This is a genomic window from Bacteroidota bacterium, assembly GCA_016713925.1.
Taxonomy (GTDB): domain Bacteria; phylum Bacteroidota; class Bacteroidia; order AKYH767-A; family OLB10; genus JAJTFW01.
The window spans coordinates 89,008-107,669 of record JADJOH010000008.1 but is presented as its reverse complement, the minus strand read 5'-3'; the positions used below and the strand labels follow the sequence as shown (position 1 = coordinate 107,669).

The following is an 18,662-nucleotide window of genomic DNA, read 5'->3' as shown; positions in this document are numbered from 1 at the left end:
TAAATTTTAGTCGATGATTTTAATTTTCGATTTATCCGTGAGATAGGCGTTCCCGTTGACAATGAGAAAAGCGGCGTTCTCCAGTCCCTTGCTGATCAGCACCCGTTCGTTGGTGAGTTGCGCCACCTGCACCCTTACCTTCCTCGCGGTGACTTTATCATCTGTCACAAACACATCCGCTTTGTTACCATCACTGTCGAGGAGCGCCTCCATCGGCACCTGCCATCCTTCGTTAGCTCTGCCCGCGGCAATAGTAGCTTTACCAAAAAGTCCGGAAGCGATCGCGGCTTTTTCGCCTTTCTTCAACTTCAACTGAATCATGAATGTCCCGCTCATCGGATCCACGCCCTCTGATTTACGACTCACTACAGCTTCCAGTGGATGATCCGGATCTGTATCGGTAGTGATGACCGCGGGATCACCGGTAGAGATAGAAGCCCATTCCGCATCACTCACTCCGGCGTTCAGCATCCACTCCCCTTTCCCGGCACCGTTGATTTGCAGCACAGGCGTTCCGGGCCCTACCAATTGTCCGCTGTTCACAAACTTCTTCAGCACATATCCATTCCCGTTAGCCCGGATGGTGGCGTACTTCCCGTTAAAGTTGGCGGCATCCAGCTGACGTTTGGAAAGATCGTAACCCGTCTTCGCATTCTCCAATTGTTCGAGTGTCGCTACACTGTCTTCAAATAAAATTTTGGTGCGATTAAAATCCCGCAATGCCTTTTCGTGCGCCAGTTGCGCCTGTTCAACAGCAGCGGTGATCTCTGTCATTTCGAGGGTAGCGAGCACTTGTCCCTGCTTCACAAAATCACCCTCATTCACCTCCACCGATTTTACGATGCCACCGTGTTTAAAAGAGAGGACGGTTTCATCATCGGTTGTAAACAGGCCGGAGGTTTTAATCTCCACTTTCATACGGCTCCGTTCCAGCGCCATCACTTTCACGGGAATAATTTCTTCATTCATCTCCTTCACCTCTTCCTTTGAAGATGAACAGGAGGACAATACGCCTGTCAGCAGGACAAGCCAGAGCAAGGATGTTCTCATGGATTACTATTTTTAAAATTTTGTATAGGATATGTTGCTTCGTCCCGCTCGAGCTGCGCCAATGCCGAGAGGATATTCAGTTCACTTAAATTCAACTGCAGTTGCGCGTTGGTGTATTGATTAGAGGCATCCAGTTTCTCGAGAAAAGTATGCACACCTTCGATGTAGCCTTTGTTGATGAGTCGATGATATGCAGCAGCGGCCTCCACCTGACGTTGTGCTGCCAGGTATTGCGACCATGCACCATTCAGGCGGTTGAGGGAGATGTTCGCGCCCATCGCCAGCTTCTTCTGCGCATCGGTCAACTGCAATGACGACAGTTCCATATCCCATTTCGCCTGTTGAATTTTATGACGATTGGTAAAGCCGGCGAAGAGTGGGATTTCCAGTTGTATTCCCGCGAGATAATAATCGGCGTCATCGCTGCTGAGTTTAGCCCTCTCCGCCTGGAGACCGAGGTCCAGAAAACCACTCACTTTCGGGTAGAGATAAGCCCGCTTCATCCGCAGCATCGTCTCTCCCATTTCATTCACCTGTTGCAGACTCGCCAGCTCTTCCCGTTTCTCCACAACAGGGGTGCGTTGCAGGAGGAGGTTCACCTGTGAAATTTCGGGAGCCGGGTTGTAAGTGGTGTCGATGGGCGAGGTCGGATCGGTGTTCAGAAGAAAATTAAAATACAACTGCGCGTTATTACGATTCAGGACAGCTTCTTCATATTTAGAAACCATCGCCTGCACTTCCGCTTCTGAACGAAGGCTGAATGCCGGGAGACCTTTTCCATTTTCCAGAAGGCGTTCATTGATCCGTTTGCCTTCCCGCGCAGTAGAAACGGCGTTCTCATAAATACTAACGGCACGGGTAGCCGAAAGGTAATTATAATAGGCGATCTTTATTTCCTTCACCAGTTCACGCTGGTACACTTCCAGTTCGAGTTGTTGCAACACCACTTGCTGCGATTGAAGTTTCCGGTTGTAGAAGAGGTCGGAGTTCAGCAGGGCGAGGCTGGTGCGCAGTTTCATATCGTATAAATTATCGGGGAAGAAATTCTGCTTCACATTCTCAATCTGCGGAAAAGCCTGTGTGCCCGTCAGCTGATTCAATGTCGTGTAGACGGGATTCACCAGATCACCCACGGGAATCGAAATACTCCGACCGCCGTCACCGTTTTGATAAGCGCCCTGCAGCGAGACGTTGGGGAGGAACAAGCCCTTCGCCGATTTCAAAGCGAGCAAAGCTTTATCGAGAGAGATGTTTTTCTCCTTTACGAGAAGATTGTTCTTTATCCCGGCAGAGATGTAGGACGGTAATGGACCTTCCTGGGCGAAACTTGCAGTCGACCAAACCATGATGTACGACATAGTGATCATCCGCATTGCGTAACGACAGGTCGCGACCTGTCGTACTCGACGCACCTGTCGTACCAAACTGACATCTCGCATCTCCAGGACCCGCCGGATGATTGGGGTTCTTAATAGTGTACTCATTAATAACAGTGTTAAGTAATTATTAAAAAAAATTTATTTCTTCATTGAGGCATCCATGGTATTCAGGAGCCAGTTGAGGGATTGTTCCATCATCCCATAGACCTGACCTTCGGGCACGAGTCTCTCAAATCTGCGGCGGATAGCGAGGGAGACGAGTCCGTGCACCATACCCCAGATCACCATCGCCACGGCATTCACATCCCCTTTTACGATGAGGCCGTTCTCCATACATTCGGAGAGGATGATGCGCAATTGATCGAGGGCTTTATCGCCTTCAATCCATTCGCAATCGCCGCTGCTGCAGAGGATTGTTTCCATGGGGGCGCTTTGCAGAAACATCAGGTCGTAGTATTCGGGATTTTCGAGACCGAAATGCAGGTAATTCTCACCCATTTTATGGAGGCGGAGGAGAGGATTTGCAATCTGTTTAAGGTTTTGATTGTACTCCTGCATTTTCCGGAAACCTTCCTGATGCAGATGAAAAAGGATTTCATTCTTATCCTTAAAATAGAGGTACACGGTAGTCGGACTGTATTCGATCAGGTCGGCGATGCGGCGGATAGAGACCTTTTCAAAACCTTCTTCAATAAAAAGCTTCATCGAAGCATCGAGGATCATCTTCTTCAGCTCGGTTTTCTGTTTTTCTTTTCGTTCGGTGATACCCATGAGGGAGGAGGAATAAATTGTACGCTGCAAATATAATTAACAGTGTTAAGTAAAGCAAGGGGGAGGGGATTCCGAGGGGGTGATTGGTCGTAAAATGCTGGTTTTGTGCCAATAAAAATCACCGGTGCATGGAGAGGAGACCGGTGTTTTGTCCCTACGGGACAGGAGGAGGGGCTGTCCTACGGGAACAGGGCTGTAGCGACAGGTCGAGACCTGTCGAATCCTAGACGGTCCTAGGACACACCGTTCAGGCCCTTTTTTTACCCCCCCGCAGGGTATCGCATCGTATCACCCGAACTCCAGCGTAGCCTGGCCAAAGCGCTTCAGCGTGCGGACATGCGACATGAGCGCATCCTTGAGGTATTTGTTCTCCATGTAGGGGATGCCATATTCCTCCGCGGTGGCACGGACAATAGGAGCAATCTTAGGATAATGCACATGACATACCTTAGGGAAAAGATGATGCTCCACCTGAAAATTTAATCCCCCGATGTAGAAAGATAATAAACGATTGTTGGTAGCGAAATCAACAGTGGTACAAAGCTGATGTACCGCCCAGCTGTTTTCGATGGTTCCCTCAGCCGATGGCATGGGATGTTGCGTGCCCTCTACCGTATGCGCCAACTGGAATACCGTTGTCAATACAATGCCTGCGAGAAAGTGCATGAGGAAGAATCCTGCGATCCAAGGGCCTACGGCTACATTGAAGACGGCAATCGGAATGACGAGCAGGTAGGTGAAATAAAATATCTTGGCAAGGATAATCTTGATGAAGGTGATACGGGTATCGGCTTTGTTGAGCGGATTCACACCGTTTCTGTTGTACCTGCGAAACTGAAGAATATCTTTAAACGTCGCCCAGTACAATGTTAAGATTCCATAAAATAAAAAGGCATAGACCACCTGGAAACGGTGAAAGGATTTTACCTTGGTATGCGGGGAAAAACGAAGCACTAATTTATCATCAATGTCTTCGTCGTAATGGGTAATGTTGGTATAAGTATGGTGTAAAATATTATGCTGAAGGTTCCAGTTGAAAATACTACCGCCTACCAGATTCAGGGAATAGCCCATAATCTTATTCACCCATTTGCTGCCGGAATAAGCACCGTGATTGGCATCGTGCATAACGCTCATTCCAATGCCTGCCAAACCAACACCCATCACTAACCATAACAACATCTGCACCCCGAAAGAGAACTCCATGGTCATCATCAATACATAAGGGATGAAGTAGCAGGAAAACATAAAAATGGTTTTGAATACCATCTGCGCATTCGCATATTTGGAGATACCGTTCTCAACAAAATAATTATCTACTCTCTTTCTTAAAACATTATAGAACTCTTTCTGATCTTCCCCTTTAAACTTAATATTTCCTTTTACTGTGCTCAATTTTCTACGTTTTAATTATTGATGCAAAGATAGTTATAATTAAAATTATCCAAATAACTTATATCATCCGCCTGGAAATTCCTGATAAAATCATAGGAATTACCGGCATTTTCATGATATTTAATGGGATTTCAGGCAAAAGGCGGGATGATACGATTTTTGCATCATCCCGCCTTCACCTTTATTTTCAGGGTTTATCGTGTGATTACCACCTTCTGCATGACCTTTTCATTGCCCGATCGGAGGACAATATAATAGATCCCGCTTTCGAGTGGGCTGATGTCCAGCGATACTTTTTCCTTCGGCTGAGAAACAAAAACTTTTTGTGTCATCAGTGTTTGCCCTACGATATTCACTACGGCGATTTCTCCTTCAGCATACACCGGCAGAGAAAACTCTACGTTGAGCAGTCCGGATGCGGGATTTGGAAATACCGTCAGATTGCCTGCTTGTCCGGGTTGAACTTCAACAGTGGGCAGAGTATAGTTGACCGTGAATTGCTGATAAATATTATCCCCGAAATCAGGATTAAAGGTTCTCAGATTTGTTCCTGTGGCCGCATCCTTGATACGGAAATATCCGGTTCCTTGTCCGGGATTTGCCCACCAGCTGAGACCATCATCTCCCGCATCCAGCAACTTCAACGTATAACAATCTGTGGGTAGATACACGGTATCACGGTAAGTGGTATTGGCAGCAAGGCCGATTCTGTTAATGAGATTATTTCCCTGACTATCTTTCAGTGTATAACTGGTTTGTGAACCGCTGGTGTTCGTCTTTAATTCAAACACCAGACCGGAAGTATAAACAACAGGATAATTAAAGGTAGTGATGAGGGTATCGTTTAAACCGTACTGATCCGTTCCTCCGTTTGGATTGGTAACAATGACGATAAATTCATTGGTATTTGAGCTCAGCCAATTGGGTTGGGGCAAGGTGACTTCTGCTGTTTGCAGGAAGTTAAGCGTGCCGGTCCATTGGTAGCTGGCCATGGTGCCGCCTAAGCGACCATAGGTAATATCCAATTGTGTTAACGGCGTTGCTCCGGTATTTTGAATGGCAATAACAGGTGCATTGCATATCGGATTCAAACGTTCAAACTCCACTCTATTACTCGGACTTTTCACATACGATACCGCTGCATCGAGATTGAAATTGGGTGCCCCGTAACTTACCAGTTGATTATTCACTCTGTAGTTGGATGTACCGGTATTGGAAACAACCGGCAGACTATAATCTAAATTGATGACCTGGCCCGGAGAAACCTGAGGGGTGATGTCATATTCTTTCGTGTCCACCACATCTCCCGGACACCAGCCGGCACGATCATAGACCCATGTACCACCTTGAGGGTAGATGGGATTCATCGCGCATTCCTTCCATACTGCTCTCGTGTAGTTGGTGCTATTATTTAAACGTAAAGTATGATTGCGTGGGATAAATTCTCCTTCCTGTCCGTGACCGCTGATAGCAGAACGCAGCTTGAACTGAGCACTATTGGCAGAAAGTGGAATATCACGCGGCTCAAACATATCATTGTTCGCGATCTGGCCATAACTTGCCATCGTCCACGCACCACTTGGCCATACCTGTTGAAGGGCATGCACATCTCTCGGCGGTGTACCTTCATAAAATACAAATCGGATATCATTATCTTCCTGATACTTTCCATCTTCCATCGCCATGAACTTTCTTCCTTTTAATACCGGCGCATAATCGGTCACATCAAAGGCCCATGTTTTCCCGATGAGCCCGTTCATATTTAATCCTAATCCATAAGGCGTGATGAAATTAATCAACTCGACTTTCATCGGACGTTTTTCATAATGCGTTAAACGGGTAATAAAAATCGTATCATCGGCAGCCACCGGGATCGAATCAATGGCTACACCGGCGGTATCATACACATAGCTATACCCACCGGCCTGCCAGTAAAGATTGGTGTCAACAGCAGCGAGTGTATTATTTTGTACAGTATATTCAATAACGGAATTGGCATTGATTGCGAGGGAGTCTAAAACGGGTGTGACCTGAACGGAGGTTGTATATACCCCTCTTATAAAGGATATTTTGGGCCGCTCGAGACTCTCTGTAAAATTGCGAAAGAGGTCTTTGCCTCGCCGATCTCTTCGGGTCATATTAAACATCGTACCATCCATACCGTTAGGTGAGGAATCATCAATTAGTGCACCACTGCTTTCATCCATTTTATAATATACCAATAGGTTGGCATAAGCAGGATTGGAGGGTGTGATGGAATGGTACATAATATCACTGATCGCCACTGAATCAAGGGCTATACTCCACATACTGAATTCATCCAGACTTCCATAATAACCATAGTTGTTGGCGATCGATCTGCCCAGGTTCATCCGATTGATGCTAATGGGCTTTGTTTTCCCTGAACCGGAATGCCACAAGCTACCATTCAGAAAAATATACATGATACCTGTACTTGCATTTTTTGTAAAGGTCCAGAAATTCCATTGGCCCTCCATTTCGGAGATGGTAGCTGCTCTACTGATGCGGTCATAGCCGGAACCATTATTACCACAATCCCAATAAATACTCCCATCGCTCCAAGGAAGATGTATGTTCATTTGTCTTTCACCTCCGGCGTCCAATGCTTCCAGGATACTAGTGTTTGCAGGTAATATAATGGGGTTACCGTAACACCAGAAAGCCAGTGTCACCTGATCAGTAACAGTGTCGCCTACACCGGAAGGCAAAGTGATGGAAGCAAGACCTCCGTCAGTATCCAGATACTTATCTTTTGCCGTAGTGTGAAGAGAAGCTATATTAGCAGCACCGGAAACGAAGACTTGATTATTCATTCCGGCGTTCACGTTATTGAAGCTAATATCCATGAGTACTGAGGAAACACCATCCCAGCTAAACGGAGTATGAAAATTAAATCGATTGGCACCCGCTGCAGTAAATGTGGTATTCTGATAAAAGACCTCAGCAAATCCGTTCAACTCCGGTGATTGACTGTCAAGAATGGTGCGGGAGGTATTTTTGATCCTGATTCTTAAATTTTCCAATGTTGATCCTAAAGTAAAAAGATCCATTTCCAGACCGTTAACATTCCCTGCAGTGAAGCCTGCATTAATGAGCTCAGACGCGGTCCACAGGTACTGGGTTCTCGACAGTGGTGATGCGGCATCGAAAGGTACATTGCTAAGTGCTGCACCGTTACCGATCGTGGCGGTGGATTCTGAAATAGTGCTGGTATAGGTTACCTCTTGTTGAATGGTCTGATAGTAGTTCCACTGTGGAACAATCGTATATGGATAAACAGTATCCGTAAAATTGCTGATCGCGTAACTATTGCTGATCCTGCGCATGGAATCCGTTTGCGCGGAATCCACGAGATAGGTATAGCAATTGTAATCCCATTCTCCACAGCCCTGATTGGGTTGTCCGGAATTGGAGACTAAACCATTTTTGCAACGCATACTGTAGAGCATGATAATTTTCTCGTAGGACTTGGTGGAATCATCCGGAAACTGAAACATCCCCGCGCGCATGGTCGTGTCGTAGCGGAACGTTTGAACCACTGTTGTATCGCCTGAGATGGCATCTCCGGCCTGAACCTTCACTAATGTGCCACCGGTGATAGCGATGCAAATAAGTACTAATAACTGTAATCCTGTATAATTTTTCTTCATCGTTGGAATAAGTATTAAGATCTCATGGAAATTTTATGAATTGTAAATATAGCAGAAACAAAGTTGACCCCGAAATTAAATTCTTCCCGGCATGATAAAATGATGCCTTCCGCCTTGCAATAAGGATGTTTGACAATGCATGGGGTAAGAAGCCGGGATTAATTGCGTGAAAAACAGGGGTCCACCCCTATATTTAGGGGTCTCTTTTCAAATGGAGAAATCACCACTACTCCGTGTTTAGCAGACCCCTACATCTGCTATCAATAAAAACTATTCTTTCCCTCAGGGTCTTACAACACGAAACACTTCTTTCTCCTGTCTGGCATTGATGAGCAGGAGCTGATAGTTACCCGGTGCAAAACGACTGATATCAAAATCATATTCATCAGCGTTGGCAATTAATTCTTCCGTCATTACTCTTCCTGAAATATCCATCAACTGCAGGCGGTAATCACCTGTGACATTGGTAAACGCGATATGAATGAAGGAAGAAGAAGCAGTAGGATAAACACGAATGGGCGATCCACCGGCCGCATTGTTCAACCCTACATTGGTGACCGAATGGCAACCGGAGGTATCGTAGCAACTACCCTGTAAAACAATCACTGCATAACTGCCGTTTGCTGTAGCAGTATATACTTTCTGATTCGCTCCACTTATTGGAGAGAATCCATTGTTGCAATCCAGCCATTGATAAAAGGTGCCGGTGTGGTTGGCGGTTAATGTAGCGCCATTTTGTATAACGACTGTATCAACGACCAGGCTCGAAAGGGTCAGCTGAATAACAGAATCACATCCGGAAACATTGGTAAGAGTATCATAAAATACACCGGGAGGATATACGATGTTACCATTGAAATTATAGGCAGAATCCGGGCAAACAAAGGCAACAGTAGGAGTGATGAGAGCAGCACCTGCCACAAAATTAGAAGCATTCCCGGTAAGGGCGAAATTGTTCAGGGTGCCATTGATATTACCAGCGGCATCCGTAAGTGTTGTCTGACCGGAATTCACACCACCGGCTGTTCCCTGATTGAAGCGATAATACAATTGCAAACCGGCCGCACTAGCCGTATCAATACCATTCACCGGGAGGCAACTCAGTTCTGCGGGTTGCAATGCTCTGTTCCAGAGACTCACTTCATCCACTCTTCCGCTCAGGTAATAATGAGTGCCCTGATACAATTGATCTCCGATCAAAAAATCCTCGGTCGTAGTGGTAATCACATCGGTAGCAGGAAGAGAATCTACTTTAATGCCATTTTTATAGAGTCGTAACATAGAGCCATCATAGGTAAATGCGAGATGGGTCCAGGTATTTAAAGTGAGAACAGGAGAAGTTAAGGTATAATTCACACCTGAAGCACCGGTGAATCGCGCCTCCACCGAAGTTGGCGTATAATGCAGCAGATAAAAATCAGCATTGGTATTGTTCCGGAATCCGGCAAAGCCATCGAAGTTAGGAAATACCGGAGAGGGGTTGGTGGGATATACCCAAGCGGTGAGGGACATGCCGGTAGAGTTCGCAATCAATGCAGAGGCTGCAGGCACAGCAACATAATCGTTGATGCCATCAAAGGCGAGGGCGTTGTTGGATTGCGCGGCGATGTTTCCGGAGAGAAAAAGTAAAATTATCAGGGATTCTATCTTTTGACGAATAGCGATTGTTTTCATTGATGGAAGGGTTTGGATGGCGAATATAAAAATTTGGAGATAAAAATGTATGATGACACTACATTATAACTACAAATAGGGGTATGCAGGTATCGTGTTAAAAAATAGAGTAGCCCTTGCAGGTGCGGCATCTCGGTAAGGATATCATCTTCCCCCACACACCCGCCCTCACCCGACCATAGGTCGGGTGAGGGCGGGTGTGTGGAGAGAGGGGATTGTTGGTTACCAAGATGTCGCCCCTACAGGGCTAGTACCAAAAAATCCGCTCTGCAAGGGAGTTTGTCAGTTAAAGAGATGCCGTTTCTATCGGCCCCCCCCCCCCCCCCCGGGGGGGGCCCCCGGGGGTGGGGGGGCTTTTTTTCTCCCCCCTGAAAAAAAAAACTTCCTTTTGGCGGGGGCCCCCCCTCGGGGGGTTTGCAAGATGCAGAGATACCGCCGCTAAAAAGGCTTGTACGGTAAGAAATGCCCGCTCTGCAAATTACACCCATTAAAAAAGCCGCATCAAATGATACGGCTCCCCGGCTTTTCTGTGTGTAAGGTCAGGGTATCATATAGAGGATGCCGGCATTGATTCCGACGGAACTGTAGCGTTGTTTTGTGTTATTGCCGGCGTCCATCTTCGTCAGGAAATATCTTCCTGATGGTCGTAGCATTAATCTTGTATTCTTATTCATCAGGTAACTGAACTCTAATCCGGCACGGGCATTGAGGGATAATTTTCCGGTGTTTTCATTTTGAAATTTTGTCACTCCACTTTCATCATCGCGCAGGTATCTCCCCGACGATTGCACGACCACACCGGGCGCGACGCCTGCACTGATGCCTGCTCCCCAGCGGCCTCGTTTGAAATTATAAACAATCTCCAGCGGTACTTCAACGATATACCAGCGGTTGATGCCATTTGTAGATTGCAAGGCAGGATCGTAGTGCCTTCCGGTTAAAGTATCGGTCTTTGTTACATAGAGGCTATCGTTCACTGTTTCCAGTCTTGTATTCAAAAATAAATTTCCGAAGATGTAAACACTGTCTGTATCTGAAATCGTGTAGCTATAAGGCTCCCATTCATTGTAGGAGTTATAATATTCGCCATTGGTATAGGGAGAATATTTCACCTGCTCCCCAATGACAGCGAATTCAAGTCCTCCACGGAGATCCCAGTTTCTGATGCTTTTTGACAATTGCAAACCGGCATAGGGTAGATAAGCGGGCTTCTCCTCTTTTTCGCGACGATCAAGATAAACTGTACTTCCTGATCCACTCAAGTCCTTCTGCACCATTCCTCCACCGGCATACAACAGGAGATCCCAGCGCGATTTTCGTTGGAGTAATAGCTCTTTTCTTTGCGGGAGATAATAATCCTTTGTACTGTCGGGGCTTAGCAGGGCAATTTCAAGAGAGGGCAAGAGCGTCATAAGTTCCATGGAAGAGGGTGCTGTTGTTTCCACTTCTTTAGATGTGTGCGTGTTTAATAAAACAGGTGTCGTGGTCGCCAACTGTTCTTCTTTTGCAGTCGTGATTGAATTCCTTGCGATTGGCGTTGTTATTACTGAGGTATTTGAGGTGATGCGTTCTTCCACAACAGCAGCAGTTCGTCGTTCACGTTGCATTTGATTAGAAGACGTTGTCGTTACAGAAGAATTGGGGTTGATTACAGCTTCACTATTCACGTCATGGCTTTTTTCCTTCTTTTCTTCCATCCTCTTCTCTTCTGCTATCTTCTGCACGTCATTACCGTTAGTAATTAAAGTGCCGGTCGACTGTATTGAAACACCTGCTTTTTCATCAGCAATAGTCGCTTCCCTGTTGGTATTCCACAGGTAGAGCGCACCCAAGGTGCCTGCTAGGAAAAAGCTGAAAAAGACGATCATCCTGCGACGGCGCTTCTCAGCGAAATGCCGGTCGAGCATCTTCCCTGCTTCCGGCCAGTACTCCTCCGGATTCATTTCTTCGTTCTTATAGTTGCTCATTGTATGATGGGTTTATTCCATTCCGTTTTTTTGACATCGCTCAACATCTCCTGCAATTTCTTTCTGGCTTTAAAGAGATGTGCCTTTGACGTTCCTGATGATATGCCAAGCAATGTCGCTATCTCGTCGTGCTTGTATCCGTCTACTGCATAGAGGTTAAACACGGTCTTGCTCATCGGAGGCAGCTTTTCAATAGCAAGCAATATTTCGTCGGTATCGTATTTCATGTCCACCTCCATACGTCCGGGATGGTGTTCTTCGGGCATTTCCTCTCTCAGACTGATGTATTCCCGATAACGTTTCTGTTTCCTGAATTCATCAATAATATAATTCACACTCACCCGTCGCAGCCATTGTTCGTAAGGAACAGCACTATGGCGCTTCAAATAGTCGGACATATTTTGCACCAGGCGAACAAAGATCATATTCAACGCCGCCATCCGATCTTCCTTATTGATATAATATCTTGAACAAATAGAATAGATAACGGGAAAGCACATCACGTATAAATCGTGATGTGCTTTCCGGTCGTCGTGCCGGCATTTCTCTAATAATTCAACGGCGGGCTGCATGCTACTCCGGGTTTACCGGCTTCTGCTGCGGTTATTGTTTCACAAAGGTCTTGCTGTCCGCACTTCCATCTGCATTAATTACTCTGAACAGGTAGATGCCGGGAGAAAGACTTTCTGTATTCAATTGATTCGCGGTACGAGTGACCAATCCTTTCATCACTTCTCTTCCATCTACACTGATGACCTGATAATTCAGTGCATCGGCCGTATTCGCTGCCCATTCAACAAACAAACGATCGGTAGCAGGAACAGGATAAATACGGGATATGGTATTTGTCTGATCATCAAGGCCACTTGTGAGTTGCGACGGAGAAATAATATTCAGCGTGAAGCCGGCATTGGCAGAGAAACCGCGATAAATGATATTACCCAATGAATCCACAGTAATTGTATCGCAATAGGTATCGTTACATCCCAGGAAATCTGAAACGGTGAGGCAAACGACATAGGTCCCGGTATTTGCATACTGATGTGTAGGGTATGCTCCGGATCCTAACGGTGATCCGTCACCGAAATCCCAACTGAAGTTAAGATTTACACCATTAGACAAATTCACGCCAATCAGTTGGTAAGGGGTGGTTTGAGTAAAGATGAAATAAGCATTACAACCTATCGGGTTATTGATGGTGGTATCTATCACAATAGAATCACAATAAGTAGTTGTACAACCCACTGTACTTACTGTCAGACAAACCAAATAGGTTCCGGGAGCACTGTACTGGTGTTGAGGAAACTGCAATGTACTTGAATTACCATCTCCGAAATTCCAACTGTAGTTTACGGGCACAGGCAGCGGTGGTACATTGGGAGGATTCACCGTAGACTGATCGATAAAGTAAGCGATCAACCCGATACTTACTGAAGTAAAATTCGCAACACAAGAAGGGTTGTTCGGTGGAACAGTAATGGTTTGACAGGAGGTACAGATAATTGCTCCGCCATTACCTACGTTTAGACAAACATTATATACGCCGGGAGACGGGTAGGTATAGGCAACATTGTTACCGGTAGCGGTGGCGCCATTTCCAAAATCCCAGTAATACGTATTGTTGGGAATTCCTTGTGTATTGAAGCTAAAGGTACCCGGATTTCCAGGAGCGGCCGTTGCGGTAAAAGTACAATTGGAGTTCCCAACAGTGACTGCCATACAAGATGTACAAACAATATTTCCTGTAGCCAGTTCGATTTCATTCATACAGACCTGATAGGTACCGGGTCCGGGATAGGTATGCGAAAGGTTATTGCCCACTCCTGTTGTGTTATCTCCAAAATCCCATGTGAGACCTGTGATAAGCTGGGAAGGAAGACCAACAAAATTAAAGGTATTGGCAAGCGAACTGTCAGGAGTGGCAACGAATGAACAAGGATTTGGATTGGGAGGAACTACAATCGTTTGGCAGCAGGTACTGGAGGTAATTCCATTGCTGGCAGTAAGGCATACATTGTAGGTTCCGGGAGCTGCATAATTATGTGCTACATTGTTTCCTGTGGCAGTAACCCCATTTCCAAGGTCCCAGAAATAGGCTGTATTAATGGCCTGAGGGATGGCGAATGTAAAAATGGTGGGGTTTCCCGGCCAGGTAGAAACAGTGAAGTTACAATTGATGCCGCCACCGCCGCCGTTTGTCTGCACCGGAAAGCAGAAAGAGCAGATGATGGCTCCTGAAGAGTCTATTTCATCCATACAAACCGTAAACGTCCCCGTGCTGCTGTAGGTATGGCTGGCTATCATTCCAAATCCGGTAGATCCATCACCAAAATTCCAAACAATTGCATTATTGGGGTTTGTACCGGTAGCAAGAAAAGTAAATGAAGAAGGATTGGAGGAGTCGGGAGTTGCAATAAAGGAACAATTTGATCCACCTCCTCCACCAACAGGAATCATCATACAATTGAAACAAGTATCAACACCGGAAATTATTGTTAAACAAACATTGTAAGCGCCGGGTTGTGCAAAAGCATGCTGCGGATTATTACCGGTTACAGGAAGAGAGTTATCACCAAAATCCCAGATGTACTGAGCTCCGGAAGTATTAAATGCGGCGTTAAACTGCAAGAGCGCCGGGTTTTGAGCGGGATTAGGGAAAGTATAACCAAAAGCACAGGAGATGGAGGAGTTAATGATGATGGTATAGGTGTAGGAGCAAATGACATTATTAAAGAAATCAACTTCTGTCATAGTGACTGTATAGGTACCTGTTGCAGCATAGGTATGCGTCACATTATTTCCGGTACCGTTGCTTCCATCACCAAAACTCCAGTTCGCAACAGTATTTGTCCCTTGCAAATTGGCGCTAAAATAATATTGATTCGCGTTACTGGAATCTTGCGTATAAGTGAAACTACAATTGTTAGCGCCCACCAATACCGAATCACAATGGGTGCAAATGATTCCACCATTGAGGCTATCGTAAACATTGAGACAAACCGAATACACTCCGGGTGAATTGTACACCTGAGTGATAGGACCTACCGCTACCGGACCGGAAGAGGTACCGTTACCGAACGTCCAGATGCCGTAAAACTGTCCGGCTGGGAATCCGGGAGAAGGGATTAACACTGCAACATTTCCTGAGGGATTGGAGGCTGTCCAGACACAATTTTGTGCCTGAGCGCCAAAGGTCACAAACAGGACCAGGAGGAGAGAATAAATGTATTTCATAGTTGTGGATTGTTTTCAGAGGATATCACGAAGGTCAGCGGCAAATGGTTTACCTGAGAGGATAATTTTTCTTCGTAACGTAAATCTACCGAAATATAAAGAAAAAGGGAGAATGAATGCTCACCCTCCCTTCGGATTTTTTTTAATTGAATACGATCAGGCCCATTGGCATAAGATTCCGCCCATAATCATCATGCTGACCATCCAATAGCCGGCATTAATAAAAATATACTTTGCCGTTTTCTTTTCATAGAGGGCATGTGTACCGATGATAGGGAGTACCATGAAAATTCCGGTTAATAACCCATGGAAGGCACCATGCTTAAAGGTGCGGAAGAGTTTCCCATAGGCTTCTAAAGAGCTACTCAGCCAGAGCGCATCTACAGAAGTAGTATCTCCGGGCTTCACGGTATCAGCGACTAAGGAGTATAGATGGTACTGGTGGATAACCATAAACTGCATAGAAAAGGATAAGAGGAAGGCGAACAAAAAAGACAATAAGAAGATTTTAACCATTGGGGGGTTCTTCATTTTCTCTTCTGTCATTTCAGCGGCCTGCATCCATGCCGTTCCGAACACTTTAGGGTTGTACCAGATAGTGCCAACAACTAAAGGCACCAACGCGGTAATAAGGATGAGTAAGAAGTTAATATTCATGGGTTTTAGGTTTGATCGGTGAAAGTAAAATGAATCTTTGAAATCCCCAAATTTTATGAAGAAATATCCATATATCCTCTCTTAAAAAAAAGAGTAACCTCTGGTGCATTTCCTCGTAGAAAGAGTGATTAAAAATAGCTAACATGAATTTCAAATCCAATTCCCCTCAGCCGGGAAGACAGCGCAACAGCAACCGTACTATTACCCGTCTCAGCCAGAAACAAAAAATGCTGATCGGCGGAGTGGTCTCTACCCTTGTGATCGTTCTTATCGTAATGGTGTATCAATCTACCCGCACCACACCGGCGAGGGCAGCAGTTGCAGGAGAATACCGCTCCAAAACTTCAGGCAACTGGGGAACATTAGCGACATGGGAAGAATATGACGGGACCAACTGGGTGGCAGCAACCACTACTCCCGTTACTGCCGACAATATCATCACCATCCAGAACGGACATATTGTAACCGTGGCGGCGAGTGTTAGCGCCGACCAGATTGTTATTGAAAACGGCGGGAGAATAAACGTCAACAGCGGAAGAACGCTGACCATCGCGAATGGAACAGGTACCGATATGGTGAACAACGGTATCATTGGAAATACAGGAACAATTACAGTAAGTGGAGGTGCCACCATCAACCATGCTGCAGGTGGTACTTATATGCATTTACAAAATGGAGGAACTATTCCAAATGCAACATGGAATGCTACGTCCAATTGTAACATTACCAATATCACCACTACACTTCCCTCACAGATCAGCCAGAACTATGGAAATCTGACCTGGAACTGCACCGGGCAAACGGGAGTATTGACTTTAAATACAAACATGAGTATTCAAAGTGATTTTACCATAAACAGTACGGGCAGCAGTCGCTTAGAACTTAATGACGGGTTTACCTCCCGTACTTTTACTATCGGCGGCAACTATATACAAACAGGCGGAAACTTACGCTTAACTGATGGATGGACATCCGGAACGATGAACATTACAGGTAGCTGCTCCATTTCCGGCGGAGAGCTGATGGGAAATAACAGTAACGGTAATTCAACAATAGCTATCAGTAGTGATTTAAATATAAGTGGTACAGGATTGCTTATCCTCTCCAGTAGTTCAGCCAGTTCAACAGCTACTGTAAACGGCAACTTAAGTGTTACTTCCGGCACGCTCCGACTTGGTGAATCTAACGGCAACGGGACCTTAAACGTCCTCGGACACTTCACGCATAGCGGTGGGACCATTACCGAAACAGGAAGCGCAACTTATACTGTACACTTCAAAGGCACAACACAACAAGATTTTACTTCAGGAGGAACCGTTTCCAATTCTGTTAATTTTAACGTGAACACCAATGCATTTCTGCAAATGGTAGCTGAAAACACTGCTATAAGCGGCGGTGGAACATTTACACTCAGCAGCGCTGCTAAACTCGGAATTAAATCTGCCAATGGAATCACTACTTCAGGAGGAAGCGGAAATATTGTCGTCACCGGAATCAGAAGCTATAATACGAATGCTGACTACCTGTACAATGGAACTGTCGGCCAATCTACCGGCAATGGCTTACCGGCAACGAACAGAAATCTCACTATCGATAACGCCGCGGGCGTCACATTAACTTCTTCTACTGCCACGTCGGGAACACTTACCTTAAATGCCGGCAATGTTACTACCAACGCCAACACACTTACATTGGGCACATCGGCTTCCGTATTAGGTACTTTAACAAGAACCAGCGGACATGTGGTTGGAAACTTTAGAAGATGGATTGACAATATAACCACCTCAGGTATTGTATTCCCGGTGGGTACAAGCAGCATCTACAATGGCATTACTATCGACTTCACTTCCGCTCCTACGGAAGGAACCATCAGCTCACGTTTCGACACCGGATTTCCGGGCGTATATGGTTTGCCGGTGAGTGATGCAGGGGATGAATGCACTACAGTGGGTTCGGGTTGGTGGACGATGACGGGAGCAAATGGCTTCAGCGGCGGGACGGCAACCCTGTCAGTTATTGCAGAAGGATTTACAGGAATTACTGATTATACCTTACTGCATTTATTCCGCAGGGACAATAATGCTTCTGTATGGGAAGCGAACGGTACACATGTTGCACCTGGAGGATCCGCGTTAGTGCCGGAAGTAAACCGCAGTGGGGTAACAGCATTTGGTGAATTCGGAATTACATCAAGTGGTGTCAATCCTTTGCCTGTTAAATTACTCAGCTTTGATGTGAAAGAAAGAAATAAATCAGCAGTGATCACCTGGTCAACAGGCAGCGAACAAAACAGTGATTACTTTGTCGTGGAACGATCAACCGATGCCGGCAATTATAAGCTAGTGCAGAAAGTGAATGCGGCGGGCAACAGTACCTCCATCAGGAATTATGAAATCGTAGATCCACAACCTTTCCCCGGTATCAGCTATTACCGGCTAGTACAGGTAGACAGAGATGGTACAAAGGAAGTTTTCGCTCCTAAACCCTTTCAGTTGGGAAACAAAAATGCTACTGCTCTCAAACAATTAACTGCGAGCCCTAATCCCTTCCGTTCGGATCTCAACCTGAACTTCGAATCCACAGTGGCGGGTACATTACCGATGATCATCAGCAATCAAAATGGAAAACAACTTTATACGAGTAATATTTCCGCTCAGGAAGGATTTAACACCATCTCTCTCCCTTTAGCCGGACAACTCTCTCCGGGTACTTATATTGTTACCATTGGTGAAGGAGAGTCGAAAGTGAGTACGCGAATTATCAAGCAATAATCGAAAGCGCCTTTAGCTAAGAAAATAATCGACACTTCAAACCGCTGCAGACAAACGAACAATCGTTGGTTTGCAGCGGTCTTTTTTTGCAAA

The 18,662-nt window shown here is 45.7% G+C and carries 11 protein-coding genes; 1 reads left to right on the top strand and 10 read right to left on the bottom strand.

What is annotated here, in order from left to right; translation table 11 throughout:
- Positions 1–6: 6 nt before the first annotated feature.
- The 10 genes from IPJ86_14860 to IPJ86_14815 all read right to left on the bottom strand — a co-directional run bounded on the left by IPJ86_14860 (position 7) and on the right by IPJ86_14815 (position 15,798).
- On the bottom strand, positions 7–1,050 hold the full coding sequence (locus IPJ86_14860) for an efflux RND transporter periplasmic adaptor subunit (protein ID MBK7888503.1): 1,044 nt from the start codon (positions 1,048–1,050) through the stop codon (positions 7–9).
- The gene (locus tag IPJ86_14855; GenBank protein MBK7888502.1) at positions 1,047–2,534 is read right to left on the bottom strand and encodes a TolC family protein; all 1,488 of its coding nucleotides are present in this window, start codon (positions 2,532–2,534) and stop codon (positions 1,047–1,049) included. The genes IPJ86_14860 and IPJ86_14855 overlap by 4 nt, the downstream gene beginning before the upstream one ends.
- 33 nt (positions 2,535–2,567) lie before the next feature.
- On the bottom strand, positions 2,568–3,200 hold the full coding sequence (locus IPJ86_14850) for a TetR/AcrR family transcriptional regulator (GenBank protein ID MBK7888501.1): 633 nt from the start codon (positions 3,198–3,200) through the stop codon (positions 2,568–2,570).
- A 288-nt stretch (positions 3,201–3,488) separates the two neighbouring features.
- On the bottom strand, positions 3,489–4,595 hold the full coding sequence (locus IPJ86_14845; GenBank protein ID MBK7888500.1) for an acyl-CoA desaturase: 1,107 nt from the start codon (positions 4,593–4,595) through the stop codon (positions 3,489–3,491).
- Positions 4,596–4,789: 194 nt separating this feature from the next.
- Positions 4,790–8,266, bottom strand: a complete 3,477-nt coding sequence (locus tag IPJ86_14840) for a T9SS type A sorting domain-containing protein (GenBank protein MBK7888499.1) — start codon at positions 8,264–8,266, stop codon at positions 4,790–4,792.
- 282 nt (positions 8,267–8,548) lie between these two features.
- Positions 8,549–9,940: a hypothetical protein gene (locus tag IPJ86_14835; protein MBK7888498.1), complete on the bottom strand. Its 1,392-nt coding sequence runs from the start codon at positions 9,938–9,940 to the stop codon at positions 8,549–8,551.
- Between the two features lie 539 nt (positions 9,941–10,479).
- Positions 10,480–11,907 (bottom strand): hypothetical protein, encoded by a 1,428-nt coding sequence (locus tag IPJ86_14830; GenBank protein MBK7888497.1) that lies wholly within the window; start codon positions 11,905–11,907, stop codon positions 10,480–10,482.
- Positions 11,904–12,479 (bottom strand): sigma-70 family RNA polymerase sigma factor, encoded by a 576-nt coding sequence (locus IPJ86_14825; protein ID MBK7888496.1) that lies wholly within the window; start codon positions 12,477–12,479, stop codon positions 11,904–11,906. The genes IPJ86_14830 and IPJ86_14825 overlap by 4 nt, the downstream gene beginning before the upstream one ends.
- A gap of 31 nt (positions 12,480–12,510) precedes the next feature.
- Complete coding sequence (locus tag IPJ86_14820; GenBank protein ID MBK7888495.1) at positions 12,511–15,141, bottom strand: PKD domain-containing protein; 2,631 nt, start codon at positions 15,139–15,141, stop codon at positions 12,511–12,513.
- A 156-nt stretch (positions 15,142–15,297) separates the two neighbouring features.
- Entirely contained in the window at positions 15,298–15,798 is a 501-nt protein-coding gene (locus tag IPJ86_14815; GenBank protein MBK7888494.1) for a DUF1761 domain-containing protein, read from the bottom strand.
- 143 nt (positions 15,799–15,941) lie between these two features.
- On the opposite strand from IPJ86_14815, the gene IPJ86_14810 reads away from it, so the two are divergent.
- On the top strand, positions 15,942–18,569 hold the full coding sequence (locus tag IPJ86_14810; GenBank protein ID MBK7888493.1) for a T9SS type A sorting domain-containing protein: 2,628 nt from the start codon (positions 15,942–15,944) through the stop codon (positions 18,567–18,569).
- Positions 18,570–18,662: the final 93 nt, after the last annotated feature.